The 17978-nt window shown below is 71.2% G+C and carries 18 protein-coding genes and 1 tRNA gene; 11 read left to right on the top strand and 8 right to left on the bottom strand.

Annotation, left to right across the window (positions count from 1 at the left end; all coding sequences use genetic code 11):
* Positions 1 to 100 precede the first annotated feature (100 nt).
* On the top strand, positions 101 to 610 hold the full coding sequence (locus BKA00_RS28145; protein WP_185029925.1) for a hypothetical protein: 510 nt from the start codon (positions 101 to 103) through the stop codon (positions 608 to 610).
* 258 nt (positions 611 to 868) lie between these two features.
* Here the strand turns inward: BKA00_RS28145 and BKA00_RS28140 are convergent.
* Positions 869 to 951: transfer RNA gene (locus BKA00_RS28140), tRNA-Leu, on the bottom strand.
* 128 nt (positions 952 to 1079) lie between these two features.
* On the opposite strand from BKA00_RS28140, the gene BKA00_RS28135 reads away from it, so the two are divergent.
* The 7 genes from BKA00_RS28135 to pknB are packed head-to-tail and all read left to right on the top strand — an operon-like array spanning position 1080 to position 10297.
* Complete coding sequence (locus BKA00_RS28135; RefSeq protein ID WP_067627928.1) at positions 1080 to 1835, top strand: FhaA domain-containing protein; 756 nt, start codon at positions 1080 to 1082, stop codon at positions 1833 to 1835.
* Between the two features lie 11 nt (positions 1836 to 1846).
* Positions 1847 to 2344 (top strand): FHA domain-containing protein FhaB/FipA, encoded by a 498-nt coding sequence (locus tag BKA00_RS28130; protein WP_185029923.1) that lies wholly within the window; start codon positions 1847 to 1849, stop codon positions 2342 to 2344.
* Positions 2341 to 3927, top strand: a complete 1587-nt coding sequence (locus tag BKA00_RS28125; protein WP_185029921.1) for a Stp1/IreP family PP2C-type Ser/Thr phosphatase — start codon at positions 2341 to 2343, stop codon at positions 3925 to 3927. Before BKA00_RS28130 ends, BKA00_RS28125 begins: the two co-directional genes overlap by 4 nt.
* Positions 3928 to 5514 (top strand): FtsW/RodA/SpoVE family cell cycle protein, encoded by a 1587-nt coding sequence (locus BKA00_RS28120; RefSeq protein WP_185029919.1) that lies wholly within the window; start codon positions 3928 to 3930, stop codon positions 5512 to 5514. It begins immediately after the preceding gene.
* A 16-nt stretch (positions 5515 to 5530) separates the two neighbouring features.
* Complete coding sequence (locus BKA00_RS28115) at positions 5531 to 7006, top strand: peptidoglycan D,D-transpeptidase FtsI family protein (RefSeq protein ID WP_230298612.1); 1476 nt, start codon at positions 5531 to 5533, stop codon at positions 7004 to 7006.
* Positions 7003 to 8460, top strand: a complete 1458-nt coding sequence (locus BKA00_RS28110) for a serine/threonine-protein kinase (RefSeq protein ID WP_185029914.1) — start codon at positions 7003 to 7005, stop codon at positions 8458 to 8460. Before BKA00_RS28115 ends, BKA00_RS28110 begins: the two co-directional genes overlap by 4 nt.
* Before the next feature lie 22 nt (positions 8461 to 8482).
* Positions 8483 to 10297, top strand: a complete 1815-nt coding sequence (gene pknB, locus BKA00_RS28105; RefSeq protein WP_185029912.1) for a Stk1 family PASTA domain-containing Ser/Thr kinase — start codon at positions 8483 to 8485, stop codon at positions 10295 to 10297.
* Between the two features lie 216 nt (positions 10298 to 10513).
* Here pknB and BKA00_RS28100 read toward each other — a convergent pair whose 3' ends face one another.
* The 4 genes from BKA00_RS28100 to BKA00_RS28085 are packed head-to-tail and all read right to left on the bottom strand — an operon-like array spanning position 10514 to position 12674.
* Entirely contained in the window at positions 10514 to 11116 is a 603-nt protein-coding gene (locus tag BKA00_RS28100) for an anthranilate synthase component II (protein WP_185029911.1), read from the bottom strand.
* Between the two features lie 6 nt (positions 11117 to 11122).
* The gene (locus BKA00_RS28095; RefSeq protein WP_185029909.1) at positions 11123 to 11311 is read right to left on the bottom strand and encodes a hypothetical protein; all 189 of its coding nucleotides are present in this window, start codon (positions 11309 to 11311) and stop codon (positions 11123 to 11125) included.
* An 8-nt stretch (positions 11312 to 11319) separates the two neighbouring features.
* A complete protein-coding gene (locus tag BKA00_RS28090) occupies positions 11320 to 11961 on the bottom strand; it encodes a class E sortase (protein ID WP_230298613.1) in 642 nt (213 codons plus the stop codon).
* 23 nt (positions 11962 to 11984) lie between these two features.
* Positions 11985 to 12674 carry a DUF881 domain-containing protein gene (locus tag BKA00_RS28085; protein ID WP_244993807.1) on the bottom strand — a complete coding sequence of 230 codons (690 nt, stop codon included), beginning with the start codon at positions 12672 to 12674 and terminating at the stop codon, positions 11985 to 11987.
* Positions 12675 to 12821: 147 nt separating this feature from the next.
* On the opposite strand from BKA00_RS28085, the gene BKA00_RS28080 reads away from it, so the two are divergent.
* Positions 12822 to 13079: a cell division protein CrgA gene (locus BKA00_RS28080; protein ID WP_185029905.1), complete on the top strand. Its 258-nt coding sequence runs from the start codon at positions 12822 to 12824 to the stop codon at positions 13077 to 13079.
* Between the two features lie 144 nt (positions 13080 to 13223).
* On the opposite strand, the gene BKA00_RS28075 is transcribed toward BKA00_RS28080, so the two are convergent.
* Positions 13224 to 14120 (bottom strand): rhomboid family intramembrane serine protease, encoded by an 897-nt coding sequence (locus tag BKA00_RS28075; protein ID WP_185029903.1) that lies wholly within the window; start codon positions 14118 to 14120, stop codon positions 13224 to 13226.
* A gap of 72 nt (positions 14121 to 14192) precedes the next feature.
* Positions 14193 to 14717, bottom strand: coding sequence for a peptidylprolyl isomerase (locus BKA00_RS28070; RefSeq protein ID WP_185029901.1), 525 nt, complete (start codon positions 14715 to 14717; stop codon positions 14193 to 14195).
* A 170-nt stretch (positions 14718 to 14887) separates the two neighbouring features.
* Here BKA00_RS28070 and BKA00_RS28065 point away from each other — a divergent pair, with 170 nt between their 5' ends.
* Both BKA00_RS28065 and BKA00_RS28060 read left to right on the top strand, forming a co-directional pair.
* A complete protein-coding gene (locus BKA00_RS28065; protein ID WP_185029899.1) occupies positions 14888 to 15364 on the top strand; it encodes a hypothetical protein in 477 nt (158 codons plus the stop codon).
* Between the two features lie 109 nt (positions 15365 to 15473).
* Positions 15474 to 16283: an acyltransferase gene (locus tag BKA00_RS28060; RefSeq protein ID WP_185029897.1), complete on the top strand. Its 810-nt coding sequence runs from the start codon at positions 15474 to 15476 to the stop codon at positions 16281 to 16283.
* 75 nt (positions 16284 to 16358) lie between these two features.
* Here BKA00_RS28060 and BKA00_RS28055 read toward each other — a convergent pair whose 3' ends face one another.
* Entirely contained in the window at positions 16359 to 17825 is a 1467-nt protein-coding gene (locus BKA00_RS28055; protein WP_185029895.1) for a DEAD/DEAH box helicase, read from the bottom strand.
* Between the last annotated feature and the right edge of the window lie 153 nt (positions 17826 to 17978).

Raw genomic sequence — 17978 nt, 5'->3', positions numbered from 1 at the left:
AACATTCGGGTCTACGGCGACAACGCCGCCGAGGACGTCAGGACTGGCGGGTGGCCGGATGACTAGCGCGAGCCCGGGATCGTCCCGTCTGATCGCAACGGTGGACGCCCTGCGTACGGCGCTGGCGGAGAGCACGGACCTGCTCCGGTTCACGCTCGGCGGGACCGTCGACGAGGAGACGGCCGCCGCCGCGGAGGCCGACGGGGTGCCCCGGGAGTTCCTGGACTTCTGCCGGGTGCTGAACGGTGTGAGCTGCGGGCCGTCCGTGCAGCTCTTCGGCTTGGAGGAGGCCGAGGAGCACCAGTTCTACTGCGGGCCGGTGGTCGACTCCCCGCTGGATCTGTCCCCGGAGAAGCTGTTCTGCGTCGGGTTGATCGGCGACACACCGGTCTTCCTCGACCGCGCGGGCAGCGGCATCCTCGGTATCCCGGACGAGCACTGGGAGTGGGTCGACGCGGAGCGCTTCGAGCGGCTCGCGCCCGGGCTGGAGGCGTTCTTCCTGGAACGGTTGGCCACTCCGGAATACGCACGCCTTACGTTGATCGACGACGAGTTGGTGGAGTACGACGACTGGCTGAAGCTGCTACGACGAGCCGGTCTCGCCGGCTGAACCGTCGGCGCGGTCAAGGGGAGACAGAGGACGGTTCGGCGACATCACCAGTACCACCGGCCACATGACCAGCACCTCTACGGGCATGCCCTGAAGGTGCTCGACGCGGGTCCATGGGCTTCAGATGCTCCCGGGATCGGGTGGTCGTGGCCCTCGTGGGCCAGGTGAGGCCTCCGGGAAGCGGAAGAGCCCCCCAGCTTGTCGCCGGGGGGCTCTTTCCGTCACTGTTAGGGAAGGACTTGCGTCACTACCCCGCGGTGGGCGAGGAGGGATTTGAACCCTCACATCCTTTCGGACACACGGACCTGAACCGTGCGCGTCTGCCGTTCCGCCACCCGCCCGTGGGTGCCGTCCCGTTTCCGGGTGCCTGAAAAGGCTAGCACGGGGTCGGGGGTGGTTAGGTATCCAGATACGTCGAGCGAACCTTCGCACCGATACGATCGTCTACCAGTGGGGAAGGGAGGTGCCCGTGGGCGTCATTCAGCGCTTCGAGCGACGGCTTGAGGGCATGGTCGAAGGGGCCTTCGCCCGTGCATTCAAGTCCGAACTGCAGCCGGTCGAGGTGGCCAGCGCTGTGCAGCGCGAGATGGACGATCGGGCGGCGATCGTGGCACAGGGCCGCACGCTCGTGCCGAACGACTTCGTCGTGGAGATCTCTCAGCAGGACGGGCAGCGGCTCCAGGTGTACGCCGACAGCCTGAGCCAGGAGCTGGCGAATCTCGCGCGCGAGTACGCGAAGGAGCAGGGGTACTCCTTCGTGGGTCCGGTGCGCGTGCGGTTCGAGAACGCGGGAGACCTCGCCACGGGCATGTTCCGCATCAGGTCGGGGGTGATCCGGGGCTCGACGGTCGAGGGCGGGGAGATCCGCCGGCCGGTGAGCGACGTGCCGCAGGGCGGTCGGGGCGGGGTGTTCGGGGGGCATCCGCGGCTGCTGGTGACCACGGCGGTGGAGGGATCCGACACGACTCAGCGCACCTATGAGATCAACACTCCCGTGACCCTGCTGGGCCGCGGGACCGACTGCGACCTGCGCCTCGTCGACCCCGGCGTGTCACGGCACCATGCCGAGATCCGCGTAGAAGGTCCCGAAATCGCTCTCGTGGATCTAGGGTCGACCAACGGCTCGTTCGTGAACGGGCAGCCGATCCGGCGGGTCACGCTGGTCGACGGCTCCCGGGTCACGATGGGCCGCACCACTCTTGTGTTCCGCCGCGATAGGGAGTAACCCCGACTCCGATGTCCCCATTCACCCTCACGCTGATCAAGCTGGCGTTCCTCGCGGTGCTGTGGCTGTTCGTCATCGCGGCCGTCGGCGTGATCAGGGCCGACCTGTTCGGGTCGAAGGCCGCGTCGAAGGCGGCCGCGCGCGCGTCCCAGCCCCGTCCCCCCCGGGCGGCGAGGCAGCCGAAGCCGCCGCGGCCGCAGCACAGCGCCCAGCACGGCGCCCCGTCCAAGCTCGTGGTCGTCCAGGGCGAACGGGCCGGCACCGTCATCGACCTCACGGGGGTGCCCATCACCATCGGCCGGGCCAATGACGCCACGCTCGTCGTGACCGACGACTACGCTTCGAGCCGGCATGCCCGACTTTTCGCGCAGGACGGTCAGTGGATCGTGGAAGATCTCGGCTCGACCAATGGGACGTATCTCGGACGCACGAAGGTGAGCCGGCCGATGCCGGTTCCCCCGGGCGTTCCCGTCCGTATCGGCAAGACCGTGATCGAGCTGCGCAAATGACTCTGGGAATCCGCTACGCCGCGCGCTCCGACGTCGGCATGCTGCGCGAGGGCAACGAGGACTCGGCGTACGCGGGCGCGCACCTGCTCGCGGTGGCCGACGGGATGGGCGGGCACGTCGGCGGCGAGATCGCGAGCGCCGCGGCCATCGAGGCGCTGCGGGCGCTCGACAAGGACCTCCCGGCGACCGAGCTGCTGGCCGCGCTGGAGCACACGGTCAAGACGGCGAACGACAACCTGCACCGCATCGTGGAGTCCGACCCGGCCCTGCAGGGCATGGGGACGACGCTGACGGCGATGCTGTGGGCGGGCAACCAGGTCGCGCTGGTGCACATCGGGGACTCGCGCGCCTACCTGCTGCGCGACGGCAGCCTGTTCCAGATCACGCACGACCACACGCTGGTGCAGTCCCTGGTCGACGAGGGGCGGATCAGCCCGGACGAGGCGGCCTCGCACCCGCAGCGCTCGCTGCTGCTGCGGGCGCTGGACGGCCGCGGCGAGGTCGACCCGGACCTGTCGCTGCGCGAGGCGAAGGCCGGCGACCGGTACCTGCTGTGCTCGGACGGCCTGTCGGGCGTCGTCACGGCGGAGACGATCTTCCAGGTGCTCACCGACATCGACGACCCCGAGCAGGCCGTCCGGCAGCTGATCGACCTGGCGAACCGGGGCGGCGGCCCCGACAACATCACCTGCGTCGTCGCCGACGTGGTGGATCTGGAGCGCCAGCCCCCGACGGGCGGCCCCGGCCACGCGGTGGGCGCGGCGGCCAACGCGGCGCCGCCGGAGCCGCCGGGCGGGGGGACGGGGCCGAACACGACCGTCGCCGACACCCCGGCGGGGCGGGCCGCGCAGCTGCGCGAGACCAGGCCGCAGCCTCCGGTGGCGGTGGACGAGATGCCGCCGCCGCAGGCCCCGATGCCGATGAGCGACCCGATGGGCCCTCCGCCGGCGCCGGGCGCGATGCCGCAGGCCCAGCAGATGCGGGGCCGGCGGGGCGGCACCCGGCGCTGGACGTGGCTGGTCGTCGTGGCGGGCGTGGTCGTGGTGGGCGTCGTGGCGGGCGGGTTCGTGCTGCTGCAGAACGTCCGGAACGGCTACTACGTCGGCGCGAACAAGGACGGCGAGGTCGTCCTCTACCGCGGGACGACGCAGAAGGTGCCGGGCCTCAGCCTGTCCCGCGAGGCCGCGAAGAAGGAGCAGCCGAAGCAGCCGATCATGGTGGCCGACCTTCCGCAGGCACTCCAGGCGCAGGTCAAGGACACCTACACCGTCGACGGCCCGAAGGCGCTGAAGCAGCTGGAGAACGCCGTCTGCAAGTACTCGCTCGTCGGCGAGGGCGGCAAGGTCGTCATGGTGAAGGGCCGCGAGCAGCAGGACTGCCGGCAGACCTCCGTCAAGAAGAGCGACATCCGGATCGACGAGCTGCCCGCCTCGGACGTGACCGCGGTCGAGAAGGGCACCCTCGTGTTCATCGGGCAGAAGGCGGCGCAGGCCAGGCTCGACCAGCTCGGCGCGCACCGGGAAGAGTGCAAGCAGCGCACCCCGTCCATCAAGGACTGCCCCTCCAGCGGGGGGAGCTCGTAGATGCAGTCGATCGGGGACCAGATCCGGGCCCACCTCCCGTACCAGCGGCGCAACGCCGCGTCGCTGGCCCTGCTCGCCTTCGCGATGATCCTGACGCTGTCGGCGTTCGCGGAGGTGGGCCTCGCCCGTGACGGGAACATTCCCGGCGGCCTGTTCGTGTACGGCGGCGGCCTGGCCGTCCTGGCGTTCATCGCCTACTTCTTCCAGGCGAAGTTCACCCCCTACGCCGACCCGCTGCTGCTGCCGCTCGCGGTGGCGCTGAACGGCATCGGGCTGGCGATGATCTACCGCCTGGACCTCGACACCAGCCACGACCGCAAGGTCGCGGCGGCCGCGGGCAGGAAGCTGCTGCCGGACGCCGCCGACGCCCCCGGCCAGCTGATGTGGACGTTCGTCGGGATCGCCCTGTTCGTCGGCGCCGTGCTGATCATGCGCGACACCGACAAGCCGGACGCTCCGATGTCCTTCACGCCGAAGACCGCGCAGCGCTACACGTACCTGATCGGGCTCACCGCGGTCATCCTGCTGCTGCTGCCGATCGTCCCGGGCATCGGCGCGCAGATCAACGGCGCCCGCGTGTGGATCCACCTCGGTCCGTTCTCGGTGCAGCCGGGCGAGTTCGCCAAGCTGCTGCTGGTCGTCTTCTTCGCCGGGTACCTGGTGAACAAGCGGCAGGCGATGTCGCTGATCGGCAAGAAGGTCGGCCCGATCAGCCTGCCGCGGGCCCGCGACCTCGGCCCCATCATGGTGATCTGGTTCTTCTGCCTGGGCGTGCTGTTCATGCAGAAGGACCTCGGCACCGCGCTGCTGTTCTTCGGCCTGTTCGTGTCGATGCTGTACATCGCGACCCAGCGGGTCTCCTGGGTGGTGATCGGTGTCGGGCTGCTGGCGGTCGGCGTGTTCGTCGCGACGCTGCTGCCGTTCATGGGCCACGTGAACCAGCGCATCGACATCTGGCAGAACCCCAAGCCCTACTTCGACGGCGGCTGCCTGCTGGACAGCGGCAAGGTCGTCCCGGTCAACCCCGACACCGACATCTACAAGAAGTACAAGGCGCAGGGCAGCGTCTCGCCGGGCTTCTCGGCCTGCGCGGAGCTGGGCGGGGAGTACTCCGACAGCGCGCAGCTGATGAAGGGCCTGTTCGCGCTCGGCCAGGGCGGCGTCCTCGGCACCGGGCTCGGCCAGGGCGAGCCGTGGCGGACGCCCCTGTCCTTCAGCGACTTCATCTTCGACTCGCTCGGCGAGGAGCTCGGGCTGACCGGGCTGATGGTGCTGCTGCTGATATACGCGTTGATCGTGCAACGCGGGATGAAGACGGCCGTGGCGGCGCGGGACCCGTTCCTGAAGCTGTTCGCGGGCGGTGTGTCGTTCGTGCTGGCCCTCCAGGTCTTCGTGATCGTCGGGGGCGTCACGCGGCTCATCCCGCTCACCGGCCTGACGACGCCCTTCCTGTCCCAGGGCGGCTCGTCGCTGATGGCCAACTGGATCCTGATCGCGATCCTGGTGCGGATGAGCCACGACGCGCGCAAGCCGGCCCCGCAGGCGATCCAGGACGAGGGCATGACCCAGATCGTGAGCACGAGGTGACTTCCCCCCTATGAACATGGACAAGCCGGTTCGGCGGGTGGCGATCTTCGCGTTGCTGCTGTTCTTCGGACTGATGGCGCAGGTCAACTACGTCCAGGGCAGCCAGGCGGAGGACCTGCGCACCGACGCGCGCAACAGCCGCCAGTACGCGGACGTGTTCAACTCGCCGCGCGGCCAGATCTCGGCGGGCGGCGAGGTGCTGGTGGTCTCGAAGGAGACCGGCAAGGACAACCCGAAGTACGGCCGCACCTACAAGGACGGGCCGATCTTCGCGCCGATCACCGGGTACTTCAACGGCAACGCCACCCAGGTCGAGCGGGCCTACAACTCGCTCCTCGGCGGCAAGGACACGCGGATCACGCAGCAGCGCTGGTTCGACACGTTCATCGGCAAGAAGGCCGAGGGCGCGAACGTCGAGCTGACGATCGACCCGCAGGCGCAGCGCACCGCCTACGAGCAGCTCAAGGCGGGCACGGCGCAGGGCCGCCGGGGCGGCGCGGTGGTGATCGACGTGAAGACGGGCGCGGTGAAGGTGGCGGCGTCGTGGCCGTCGTTCGACCCGAACGAGGTCGCGCCGCAGACCGGTGAGAAGGGCGGCAAGCGCCTGGAGCAGCTCGACAAGGGCGACGGCGTCGTCAAGCCGCTGGTCGACAACGCCCTCAGCCAGACGTTCCCGCCCGGGTCCTCGTTCAAGGCGGTCGTCTCCGCGATCGGGATGCAGAAGCTCGGCCTGAACAGCTCGTCCACGGTGAACACCGGGCAGCTGATCCTGCCGGAGTCGGGCCGTCCGCTGCCGAACTCGCACGACAGCGGCAGCTGCGCCGGGTCGGCCCCGCTGCGCGGCGCTTTCGCCGAGTCCTGCAACACCTCGTTCGCGAAGATGGCGCTGGACATGGGCATCCAGGAGCTGCACGACGGCTCCTCGAGGTTCGGGTTCGGCAAGCACGTCCAGCTGGAGCCCGACATGTACGCGGCGGAGAGCGACGTCCCGGTGTCGATCAAGGACGCCAAGGGCAACACCATCGAGACCGGCAAGGACGGCACGGCCCGGTCCGGTATCGGCCAGGAGAACGTGCGGGCCACGCCGCTGCAGATGGCGCTGGTCGCCTGCTCGATCGCCAACGACGGCAAGATCATGAACCCGTACGTGGTGCAGAAGGTCCGCGCGAAGGACCAGAGCGAGCTCTACAACGCCTCGCCGAAGGAGTTCGGCGAGGCGATGAGCGGCGACCAGGCGGGCCAGCTGGAGGACATGATGCGCGCGGTGGTCTCCGAGGGCACCGCGAAGAACCTGGCGGGCAGGCGGGTCGCCGGCAAGACCGGTACCGCCGAGCAGGGTCCGGGCAACCCGAACGCGAACTGGTTCGTCGGGTTCAGCCCGGTCGAGAACCCCCGCTACGCGTTCGCCGTGATGGTCGAGGCCCCGGGTTCCGGCGCGAGCAACGCCGGCCCCGTCGCGGCGGCGATCATGGCGAAGGTCCTGCAGAAGTGAGTGCGGGCCTCGTCCTGAACGACCGGTACCGGCTGCTGGAGCGGCTGGCGATCGGCGGGATGGGCGAGGTCTGGCGCGCGTCCGACGCGCTGTCGGGGCGGCCGGTGGCGGTGAAGCTGCTGCGCCTGGAGCTGGGCTCGGACATGCGGGCGCGCGGCCGCTTCGAGTCGGAGGCGCGGTTCGCGGCGGAGCTGCGGCACCCGGGGATCGCGCGGGCGTTCGACTACGGCGAGCAGGCCGGACGGACGTTCCTGGTGATGGAGCTGGTGCCGGGCGAGCCGCTGGACGAGATCCTGGCGCGCGACGGAGGGCTGCCGCTGGAGGCGGTGCTCGACCTGGTCGTCCAGGCGGCCCGGGCGCTGGCGGTCGCGCACGCGGCCGGGATCGTGCACCGCGACGTCAAGCCGGCGAACCTGATGGTGGCCCCGGACGGCACCCTGAAGATCACCGACTTCGGGATCGCGCGGCGGCTGGCGGCGGCGTCGCAGACCCAGACCGGGATGGTCATGGGGACCGCGCACTACATCTCGCCGGAGCAGGCGCAGGGCCTGGAGCTGTCCCCCGCGGCGGACCTGTACTCGCTGGGCGCGGTGGCCTACGAGTGCCTGACGGGCGCGCCGCCGTTCGACGGGCCGACGGCGGTGGAGGTGGCGCTCAAGCACGTGCGCGACGCCCCGGCGGAGCTGCCGGCACGGGTGCCCGAGTCGGCCCGCGAGCTGGTCATGGAGATGCTCGCGAAGGAGCCGCGGGACCGTCCCGCGAACGCGGACACGGTCGCCGCCCGGGCGCTCGGGATCCGCGCGTCGCTCAGCACGGGCCGCGCCGGTGCGACCCGCGAGGCCGCGCGCGAGGCCGCCCGGCTGGACGCGGCCCGCAGGGGCGCACGCAGGCCTCCCGCCGCCGGCCCCGACCCCCTTCTTGCAAGATCGTCGACTTTGTCGAGATTTGACGCCGGCGGTGGGGCGGATAACCTCACCAGCGGACCGGTGACCGGGCAACGGCGCTCGGCACTGGCGTACGCGTCGGTCGCGGCCGTCGTGCTGGTCTGTGTGATCGTCGTCGGCTCCCTGTGGAAGGGGCTGGCCTTCGCCGGTCCGGGCGAGGACGAGCGGGAGCCGCCCGCCGCCCCCGCCACCCGGCCGGTCGGGGACGACAGCATCGACGATCCGGCGTCCACCCCGCCCGCCTCCGCCACCCCGCCCCGGCGCAGGGCCCGGGGTACCCCCAGGCCGGCTGTCCCGCCGCGGCACCGGACGCATAGGATCCGTCCGTCAACGCAGGCGCCGCCCCAGGCGTCCCTCTCACACAAGCCATCCAGGAATCCGCCCCGGGCGACTCCCACCGCCCCTGAGCCCACACCCGCACCGACGGGGAGCACCACGACTCCGTCAACTCCGAGCCCGGATCCCCCGCCGACCCAGGAGGGGAAGCTAGGTTCTGGAGACAAGGTGTAGACGTACGAGGGAAAGTGCACATATGAGTCAACCTCGGCTGCTCGGCGGCCGCTACGAGCTCGAAACGGTGATCGGGCGCGGCGGCATGGCCGAGGTCTACCGTGCCCGGGACCGCCGCCTCGATCGCATCGTCGCGGTCAAGACGCTGCGCTCCGACCTGGCCCGTGACCCCACGTTCCAGGCGCGGTTCCGGCGCGAGGCCCAGTCCGCCGCGTCGTTGAACCACCCCTCCGTCATCGCCGTGTACGACACCGGCGAGGACATGATCGGCGACACTCCGATCCCGTACATCGTCATGGAGTACGTGGACGGGAGCACGCTGCGCGACCTGCTCAGGGAGAACCGCGCGCTGCTGCCGGACAAGGCCCTGGAGATCACCGACGGGATCCTGCGGGCGCTGGACTACAGCCACCGCGGCGGCATCGTCCACCGCGACATCAAGCCGGCCAACGTGATGCTCACCCGGCAGCACGAGGTCAAGGTCATGGACTTCGGCATCGCCCGGGCCATGGCCGACACGGCGTCCACGATGACGCAGACCGCCCAGGTGATCGGTACCGCGCAGTACCTGTCGCCCGAGCAGGCGCGCGGCGAGCGGGTGGACGCCCGCAGCGACATCTACTCGACCGGTTGCGTGCTGTACGAACTGCTCACCGGCAAGCCGCCGTTCACCGGCGACTCCCCGGTCGCGATCGCCTACCAGCACGTGCGGGAGGAGCCGGTGCCGCCCTCCCAGGTGGACCCGCAGATCCCCCAGTGGGCTGACGCGATCGTGCTGAAGGCGATGGCGAAGGAGGCCGACCACCGCTACCAGAACGCGACGGAGTTCCGGCAGGAGATCCAGCGCGTCCTGCAGGGCCAGCCGGTGTCGTCGACGGCGGCGTCCACGATGCTGATGGGCGGCCAGCAGCCGCAGGGCACCCAGGTGATGGGCGCCTACGGCGGCGGTCCCGCGCGCACGCAGGTGCGGCCGCAGGACGACGGCTACGGCATGCCCCCCGTCCACTACGACGACGACGGCGGACGCGGCGGCGCCGGCAAGAAGGCCGCGCTGTGGGTGGGGCTCGCGGTGCTGTTCATCGGCGGGGCCGCGCTCATCGGCCTGCTGATGAGCAACGGGGACAAGGGGGACGAAAAGGTCGCGGTCCCGAAGAGCATCGTCAACGTCTCGCAGACAGAGGCGACGGCCCAGCTCACCAAGCTCGGCTTCAAGGTCGGCGAGGCGAGGACCGACTTCAGCGACGACGTGGGCAGGGGCATGGTGATCACCTCCGATCCCCAGCCCGGCACGGACGCCCAGAAGGGCGCCACGGTGACGCTGGTGGTCTCCAAGGGCCCGAAGCCGCCCACGGAGATCGAGGTCCCGGACGTGACCGGCAAGCCGTACGCCACGGCGAAGAAGATCCTGGAGGGCCGCGGGTTCGAGGTCGACAAGCGGGTCGATTCGAACGACACCGTGCCGCGGGGCAACGTGATCTCGACCGACCCGTCCGGCGGCTCGAAGGCGAAGAAGGAATCGACGGTGACGGTGACGGTGTCGACCGGCCCGTCCAGCATGAAGGTGCCGAGCCTGTTCAACAACAGCCAGCGGGCCGCGTGCGGCAAGCTGGAGGGTCTCGGCCTGAAGTGCAGCGTGCAGAAGGGCACGCCGCCGCCCGACAAGCAGGTCGCGCCCGGCTTCGTGTACGACCAGCAGCCGGGTGAGGGCGCGACGGTCGCGCCGGGCGAGACGGTGACGATCTTCGTGGCGCAGAAGCCGCAGACGCCGCCGCCCAGCACGCCGGGCACGCCGACGCCGGGCTTCCCCGGGTTCCCCCCGGGCGACGGCCAGGGCTGACCAGACGCGATCGAGGGCCCCGTCTCCGGCAGGAGGCGGGGCCCTCGGGCGTTCGGCGACACGGGCCCGGACGAGTCCGGACGGTCCGGGCATGAGAGAAGGGCCTCCGCCACTCGGGGGCAATGGCGGAAGCCCTTCGCTATGGTCTTCGTCACGACGCCAGGGGACGTTACGGATTTCAACCGAAATTTTCTAACTTGGGCGAAACCGGGGGGTCTAGCTCCGGCCGGCGCCGTGATGCCGCAGGTCGTCGCAGGTGTCGAGCCAGTTCCGAAGCAGTCGATGGCCAGCGGTGGAGAGGATCGACTCGGGGTGGAACTGGACGCCCTCGACGGGCCGGTCGCGGTGGCGCAGGCCCATGACGACGCCGTCGCCGGTGCGGGCGGTCACCTCCAGGACGTCCGGCGGGACCGTCCCGGGCACGACGGCGAGCGAGTGGTAGCGGGTCGCGGCGAACGGGTCCGGCAGGCCGCGCAGGACGCCGGCGCCGTCGTGGTGGATCTCGCTGGTGAAGCCGTGCACGATCTCGGGGGCGCGGGCGACCGTCGCGCCGTGCACGTGGGCGATCACCTGGTGGCCGAGGCAGACGCCGAGCAGCGGCGTGCCGCGGCGCTCGGCGTCCCGCACGAGGTCGAGGCAGACTCCGGCGTCGGCGGGATGGCCGGGGCCGGGGCTGAGCAGGACGCCGTCGACGCCGGCGGCATCCCGGACGGCGACGTCAGAACGGTCCCTGACCAGGCAGTCGGCGCCGAGTTCCAGCAGGTACTGGACGATGTTGTAGACGAAGCTGTCGTGGTTGTCGACGACGAGGACGCGCATCACCGGTCAGCCCGGGGTGGCGGAGCCGGACGGCGCCGGGTCCTGCACGACGCCGTGGTCGAACTGGACCTTGGGTTCGATCCACGGGAACGCGACGTACCAGAGGAGAACGGCGATCGCGACGAGCAGGCCGAGCGCGATCGCGGTCTTGGTCTGCCAGGTGCCGGGCAGCCGGCGCCAGATCCAGGCGTACACGGGGCCTCCTACGTCCCGGCGGCCCGGGCCGACGCCGCGCGCGGCAGCGCCTCGGCCAGCTCGCCGAAGACGACCATTCGTTGGGCGGCGGAGTACTTCGGGTGGCAGGTGGTGAGCGTGAGGAGCCGCTCGGTCGGCCGCCGCTTCGGGTGGAACGGGACGGGCGCGGTCACCTCCACCGCCGACGGCCTCACGATCCGCCGGTCGGTGACCTTGTAGACGTACTGCTCGTCCCGGGTGTCGATGAGGATCCTGTCGCCGCGGTCGAGTTCGCCGAGCCGGTTGAACGGCGCGGAGTAGGTGGTCCGGTGCCCGGAGACCACGAAGTTCCCGAGTTGGCCCGGCAGCGCGCTGCCCGGGTAGTGGCCGGGCCCCTTGCGCAGGTCGGCCCGGTCCACGCCCTCGATCACGACGAAGCGGTAGTGCTCGCCGAACCGGGGGATGCGGATCACCGCGAGCCCCTTGCCGAGCTTGACCCGCTCGGTGGTGACCTTGGCGGCCCGCCAGTTCTTCAGCATCTCGTCGCCGAGCTCGTCCTGGGCGCCCTTGGTGTACTGGCCGGTGCCCCACAGCTCGTAGGTCACGAACAGCATGACGATCAGCCCGGCGGTGATGCACAGCTCGCCCATGCCACGGATCACCGTCCGCACCGCGTCCTCCTCTGCCGGGGTGTTCAGCCGCCCTTGGGCGGTTCCGCCGGAACCGTAGCGTGCTTCATGGTCACGTTGCCGGTGTAGGCCGGCAGCGTGGCGCGTTCCACCGTCCGCACCGCGTAGCCGAGCCCGTAGGCGCCGGCGTACTCGCGGTAGACCGCGATCTCGCGGGACGCGCCGAGCGCCGCGCGCAGCCGGGCCGGATCTCCGACGGCGGTGATCCGGAACGGCGGGGAGTACACCACGCCCTGGAGGATCAGCGTATTGCCGACGCACCGCACCGCGCTGGTCGAGATCACCCGCTGGTCCATGATCTGCATGGCGCGGGCGCCGCCCGCCCACAGGGCGTTGACGACGGCCTGGACGTCTCCCTGGTGCACCACCAGGTCGTCGGGGCGGACGCCCCGGGGAAGCTCGCCCGGCTTCGGCGGCGGGGCGTCGTCCAGCGAGACCCGCACGGCGCGGCCGGCGGCGGGGGTGAACCCCGCCTCGGCGGCGAGCCGGTCGGCCTCCGCCTGAGCGTTTTTCACCCGGGCGTCGTGACGTCCGGCCTCCCGGGAGATACCGTCGACCTGGCGGCGCAGCCGCCGGTACTCGGCGCGATCCTGCCGGCCCCGGCGCTGCTCCGCGGTGATGAGCTCGGCGATCCTGGTCCGGCCCTGTTCGCGCAGGCTCGTGCCGCGGGCCGTGCTCGCGCTCGCCGCGAACAAGGTTCCCGCAAGGAGCGTGAGAACTGGGATGATGCTTCCCCACGCTGGACGCCGTACGCTGCTCACCAGCGACTACGCTAACCGACAAAACACCCATGCGCGGTCCGGCGCTCCGGCCGCCGGACGCCCGAGGAGATCGATCCCACCGTGGCCAAGTCCAAAGTGCGCAAGAAGGCCGTTTACACGCCCCCGCAGAAGTCCAAGGCTCCCGAGGTCAGCCCGCGCTGGCTCGTGCCGACGATGGTCACTCTGTGGCTCATCGGCCTGATCTGGATCGCCGTCTTCTACGTGACGGCCAGCACCGGTACGGACGTGCCGTACATGACCGACCTGCACAACTGGAACCTGGGGATCGGCTTCACCGCGATCATCCTGGGCGTGGTGCTGTCGACCCGCTGGCGCTGACCGCGAGTTATCCACAGGTTGAGGATCTCTCACCGCGCCTTTCCCCAGGTTTTCCACAGCGGATGTCCACAGGCGCCGGAGCGCGGACGCCGCCGCGCGTGAGCCGTGCGGCCCGTGCAGCCGTGCGCGGCGGCCCCCGCACGGCTACATGGCCGGGCTCAGCTCGGCCGTCCTGAGCACCACGAGCGCCGCGAGCAGCGCCAGCACGGCCAGCGGCGCGCCGATGTGGAACAGCCGGCGCCGCGCCTCCGGCGCGTAGGCGTAGGCGGAGGCCAGCGCCGCCCCCACCGCCAGGCCGCCGACGTGGCCCTGCCAGGAGATGCCCGGCACCGAGAACGTGATCACCAGGTTGATCACCAGCAGGACCACGATGGGGCCGACCGGCCCGCCGAGCCTGCGGCCGATCACGAAGTACGCCCCGAACAGCCCGAAGATGGCCCCGGACGCGCCGACCGCCGAGTCGTGCGGGGAGCCGACCAGGTACAGCAGGACCGAGCCGCCGAGCCCCGACAGCACGTAGAGGGCGAGGTAGCGCCATCGTCCGAGCACCTGCTCCAGCGCGGGTCCGACGGCCCACAGCGCCCACATGTTGAACAGGATGTGGGTGATGCCGAACGATCCGCCGCGCTGGTGCAGGAACATCGTGGTGAACAGCCGGTACCACTCGCCCTCGGCGACCCCGCCGACCTGCCCGCCGGGCAGCACCCCCCGGCCGAGCATCATGAAGTCCCAGACGACGCGCCAGGACGCCAGCTCGGCGAGGTACGCCGCGACGCACGCGGCGATGAGCGTGTAGGTGACGACCGGTACGGCCGCCGCCCCGCCCCGCGCGCCGAGAACCGTCCGGGGAACCGCCTTGCGGACCCCCCGGTTGCCGTCCGCGACGCACTCCACGCACTGGTGCCCCACCGCCGCGTCGCGCATGCACTCGGGGCAGATGAAGCGGTCGCAGCGGGTGCAGCGCACATACGTCTCGCGGCTCGGGTGCCGGTAGCAGGTCGGCACCGAGGTCTCGGGAACGGGACTCTGGTCTGTGCTCATCAGTGGCTCCGTGGGCCGTACGTGCGGTGGGGTGCGCGGCTCACCCGCAACGGGGTCTCACCGTGACAACGTCTAACGACGCTCGATCGTCACCGACTCGATGACGACGTCGTCCTCCGGACGGTCGTTCCGGCCGGTCGGGACCTTGCTGATGCGGTCGACGACGTCGGTGCCCTCGATGACCTTGCCGAAGATGGTGTGCCGGCCGGTCAGGTGCCGGGTGTGCGCGACGTTCGTCGTGATGAAGAACTGGGAGCCGTTGGTGCCGGGCCCGGCGTTCGCCATCGCGAGCAGGTACGGGCGGTCGAACTTCAGGTCAGGGTGGAACTCGTCCTTGAACTGGTAGCCGGGGCCGCCGGTGCCGGTGCCGAGCGGGTCGCCGCCCTGGAGCATGAAGTCGTCGATGACCCGGTGGAAGATCGTCCCGTTGTAGAGCGGCGCGTCCGACTTCTGGCCGGTGCGCGGGTCGGTCCAGGTGCGGGTGCCCTCCGCCAGCTCGACGAAGTTCGCCACGGTCTCTGGCGCGTGCTCCGGGTAGAGCTGAATCACGATCTTGCCCAGCGACGTGTTGAGCGTCGCGAAGATCTCGTTGGCCACGCTGGCCGCCTCCTCTTGAGATGGGTTCTGTGACGTCCGGTGCGCGGTCCGGCCAGGCCCGGATCCGTCACCCTCGGTGAAAGGCTCGTCACGGTCGCGGTGTTTACCTCCCGTTCGCAGGGAAGGCTGCCTGACAGGACCTCGCAAACAGGGAGGTTAGCGTGTCCCTAATGATCAATATCCGCCGGAAGCCGCAGGACGAGGTCGTCAACCGGCTCGGCCGCGTCCAGCAGGCGGCCCGTCAGGGCGCCGACGCCTGCCGGCAGAGCGCCGTCGGCGCGGCCGAGCGGATCGGGCCCATCGCGAACGAACGCGTGATGGTCGCCCGAGGCTGGAGCGCACCGAGGCTGCGACATGCGGCCCGGTACGTGGAGACCGGGCTCGCCCCGCGGGTGAGCTCGTTTCTGAGCGATGTCGCGGGACGGGTGGAACCGCCGAAGTCGGCGGCGAAGTCCGGGCGCGGCGCCCTCATGGCGATGGTGGGGGTGGTCGCCGCGGTCGGGGTCGCCGGCGCGGTGGCCACGCGGCGCGGCGCCGTCCGCGACATGGCCAAGGGGTCGGGTGAGCATTCCGGCAGTGCGACCTCGGCCGACTCCATGACGGTCAGCGGCGCCGACGCGGACGGTCAGGTGCATTCACCGCACTGAGCCCCGCGATCGCGTCGAACGCACGGGTGAGGGGCCCGGCCGTACGCGGCCGGGTCCTTCGCCGTCCCTGTGGGGGCGAGGGTTGCTACCACCCGGTACGGTGAACGCCATGTCGCCGAAACGCCCCTTGCGGCAGGTGCTGGCGGCCCGCGCGAAGCAGCGGGCGCGCCAGGGCGTGCACACGGCCGTGCACAGCGCCTGGGAATGGATCCAGCGGCACGGGGAGATCACCCCGCACACGCCGGGCCGCCGCGGCTTCGCCTACCTGGGCGAGGGCGCCTGCATCGGCTTCCCGACCGGCGCGATCTACGGCGAGCCCTGGATCTCGATCGGCGACCACACGCTGGTCGGCACGCACGTCACCATCTCCGCCGGGTTCGTGCCCGGCCTCGACCTCGGGCCGGACGTCATCGTCCGGATCGGTTCGAGCTGCTCGATCGGCCGCGGCACCCACATCGTCGGCCACCAGTCGATCGACATCGGCGACGACGTCTTCACCGGCCCGAACGTCTACATCACCGACCAGAACCACACCTACGGCGACCTGCACACCCCGATCGGGCGGCAGTGGCCGGAGAACAACCCGGTCGTGATCGGGGACGGCTGCTGGATCGGCACCGGGGCGATCATCCTTCCCGGCACCCGCCTCGGCCGCAACGTCGCGGTGGCCGGCGGCGCCGTCGTCCGCGGCGAGTTCCCCGACCACTCGGTGATCGGCGGGGTCCCGGCGAAGATCCTGCGCAGCCACGACGGGGAGAACGGCTGGCAGCCGCCCCTGCGCACCGACCCCCTCATGTCCCTGGACGAGCTCGCGGCCCTCTCGGTGGACGGCCTGGAGGGCCTGCAGATCCTCCAGGACAGGCTGCGCGCCGAGTCCGCCGCCCGCGACGGGGACGTCCTCAGCGAGGAGGCCGGCTGACCGCCGCGCCTCGGCGCCCGCGAGCCGGAAAGGCGAAGAGCCCCGCACGCGCGTGCGGGGCTCTTCGCTCGTCGATCAGCTGGTGCGGGCGGTCCGGCGGTCGCCCCCGAAGGAGGAGGTGCCCCGGCGGTTGCCGTGGGAGCCGCCGCCGGTCCGGGGGCCGCCGCCGCGGCGCTCGCCGGACGAGTAGGAGCGGTGCTCGCCGCCGCGCCCGCCCTCGCCGCCCTGCCGGCGGTTGCCGCCCTCGCGGTCGAAGGTGCGCGGGCCGCGGCCCCGGCCGCGGCCGCCCGGCCGTCCCCGGCCGCCCTCGCGGCGCGCCGGCCGCTCGGGGATGATCGGCTCCTCGATCGGGATGCCGGACGGCTGCCGGGCGCCGGTCAGCTTGACCAGCTCGGAGTCGCCGGTGGACACCCGGGTCCGGGGCGCGTTGATGCCGGCGCGGCGCGTCATCGCGGACGTGGAGCGCACCTGGTGCGGCAGGACGAGCGTGACGACGGTGCCGCGCTCGCCGGCGCGGGCGGTGCGCCCGGCGCGGTGCATGTAGTCCTTGTGGTCGGCGGGCGGGTCGACGTGCATCACCAGGGACACGTCGTCGACGTGGATGCCGCGGGCGGCGACGTCGGTGGCGACCAGCACGCTGATGGTGCCCTCGCGGAACTCGGCGAGGGTGCGGGTGCGCAGGCCCTGGCTCTTGCCGCCGTGCAGGCCCGCCGCGCGGACACCGGCCTGGGTGAGCTGCTTGGCGAGCCGGTCGACGCCGTGCTTGGTGCGGGCGAACAGGATCGTCCGGCCTTCGCGGTTGGCGATCTCGGCGGTGACGGCGCTCTTCTCCTTGGGCGCCACGAGCAGCAGGTGGTGGTCCATGGTGGCGACGGACTCGTCCACCGGGCCGATCGCGTGCGTGACCGGCTCGTTCAGGTAACGCCGGACCAGGACGTCGACGTCCTTGTCGAGGGTGGCGGAGAACAGCAGCCGCTGCCCGCCGGGCTTGGCGGCGTCCAGGATGTCGGTGACGTCGGGCAGGAAGCCCATGTCGGCCATGTGGTCGGCCTCGTCGAGCACGGCGATCTCGACGTCGGACAGGTCGCAGGCGCCCTGGCGCATCAGGTCCTTGAGCCGGCCCGGGGTGGCCACGAGCACCTCGACGCCGCGGCGCAGCGCGTCGATCTGCTTGAACATCGAGGTCTGGCCGATGACGGTCTTGAAGCGCAGGCCGAGTCCGCGGCCGAGCGGCTCCAGGTTGGTCTGGACCTGCTGGGCGAGCTCGCGGGTCGGGACGAGGATCAGCGCCAGGGGGCGCTTCGGGGCGGCCTTGCGGCCGGCGAGGCGGGCCAGGAGCGGCAGCCCGAACGCCAGGGTCTTGCCGGAGCCGGTCTTACCGCGGCCGAGGACGTCGCGTCCCGTCATGACGTCGGGGATCGCGGCGGCCTGGATGGGGAACGGCGCCTCGATGCCCTGGCGGACCAGGGCGCTCACCAGAACCGGCGGGAGGCCGAGCTCGGCGAAGGTGGGAACCCTCTCCTCGTCCGCGATGGCGGGCATGGTGGGGTTCTGTTCAGCGGCAGCTGTGGTCACGCATTACCTTCCGAGAGGGGGGCACGTCTCGGGAGGCACCGCGGTGGGTGTGGCCTGCAAGGACGAGCCTGGCGCCGTCGTCGGCGCCGAAGAGTGATTCCTAGAGTCTAACGTCGTCGG

This window comes from Actinomadura coerulea (genome assembly GCF_014208105.1).
Taxonomy (GTDB): Bacteria; Actinomycetota; Actinomycetes; order Streptosporangiales; family Streptosporangiaceae; genus Spirillospora; species Spirillospora coerulea.
Note: the sequence above shows the minus strand (reverse complement) of the source record. Positions and strands in the feature narration are given on the sequence as shown.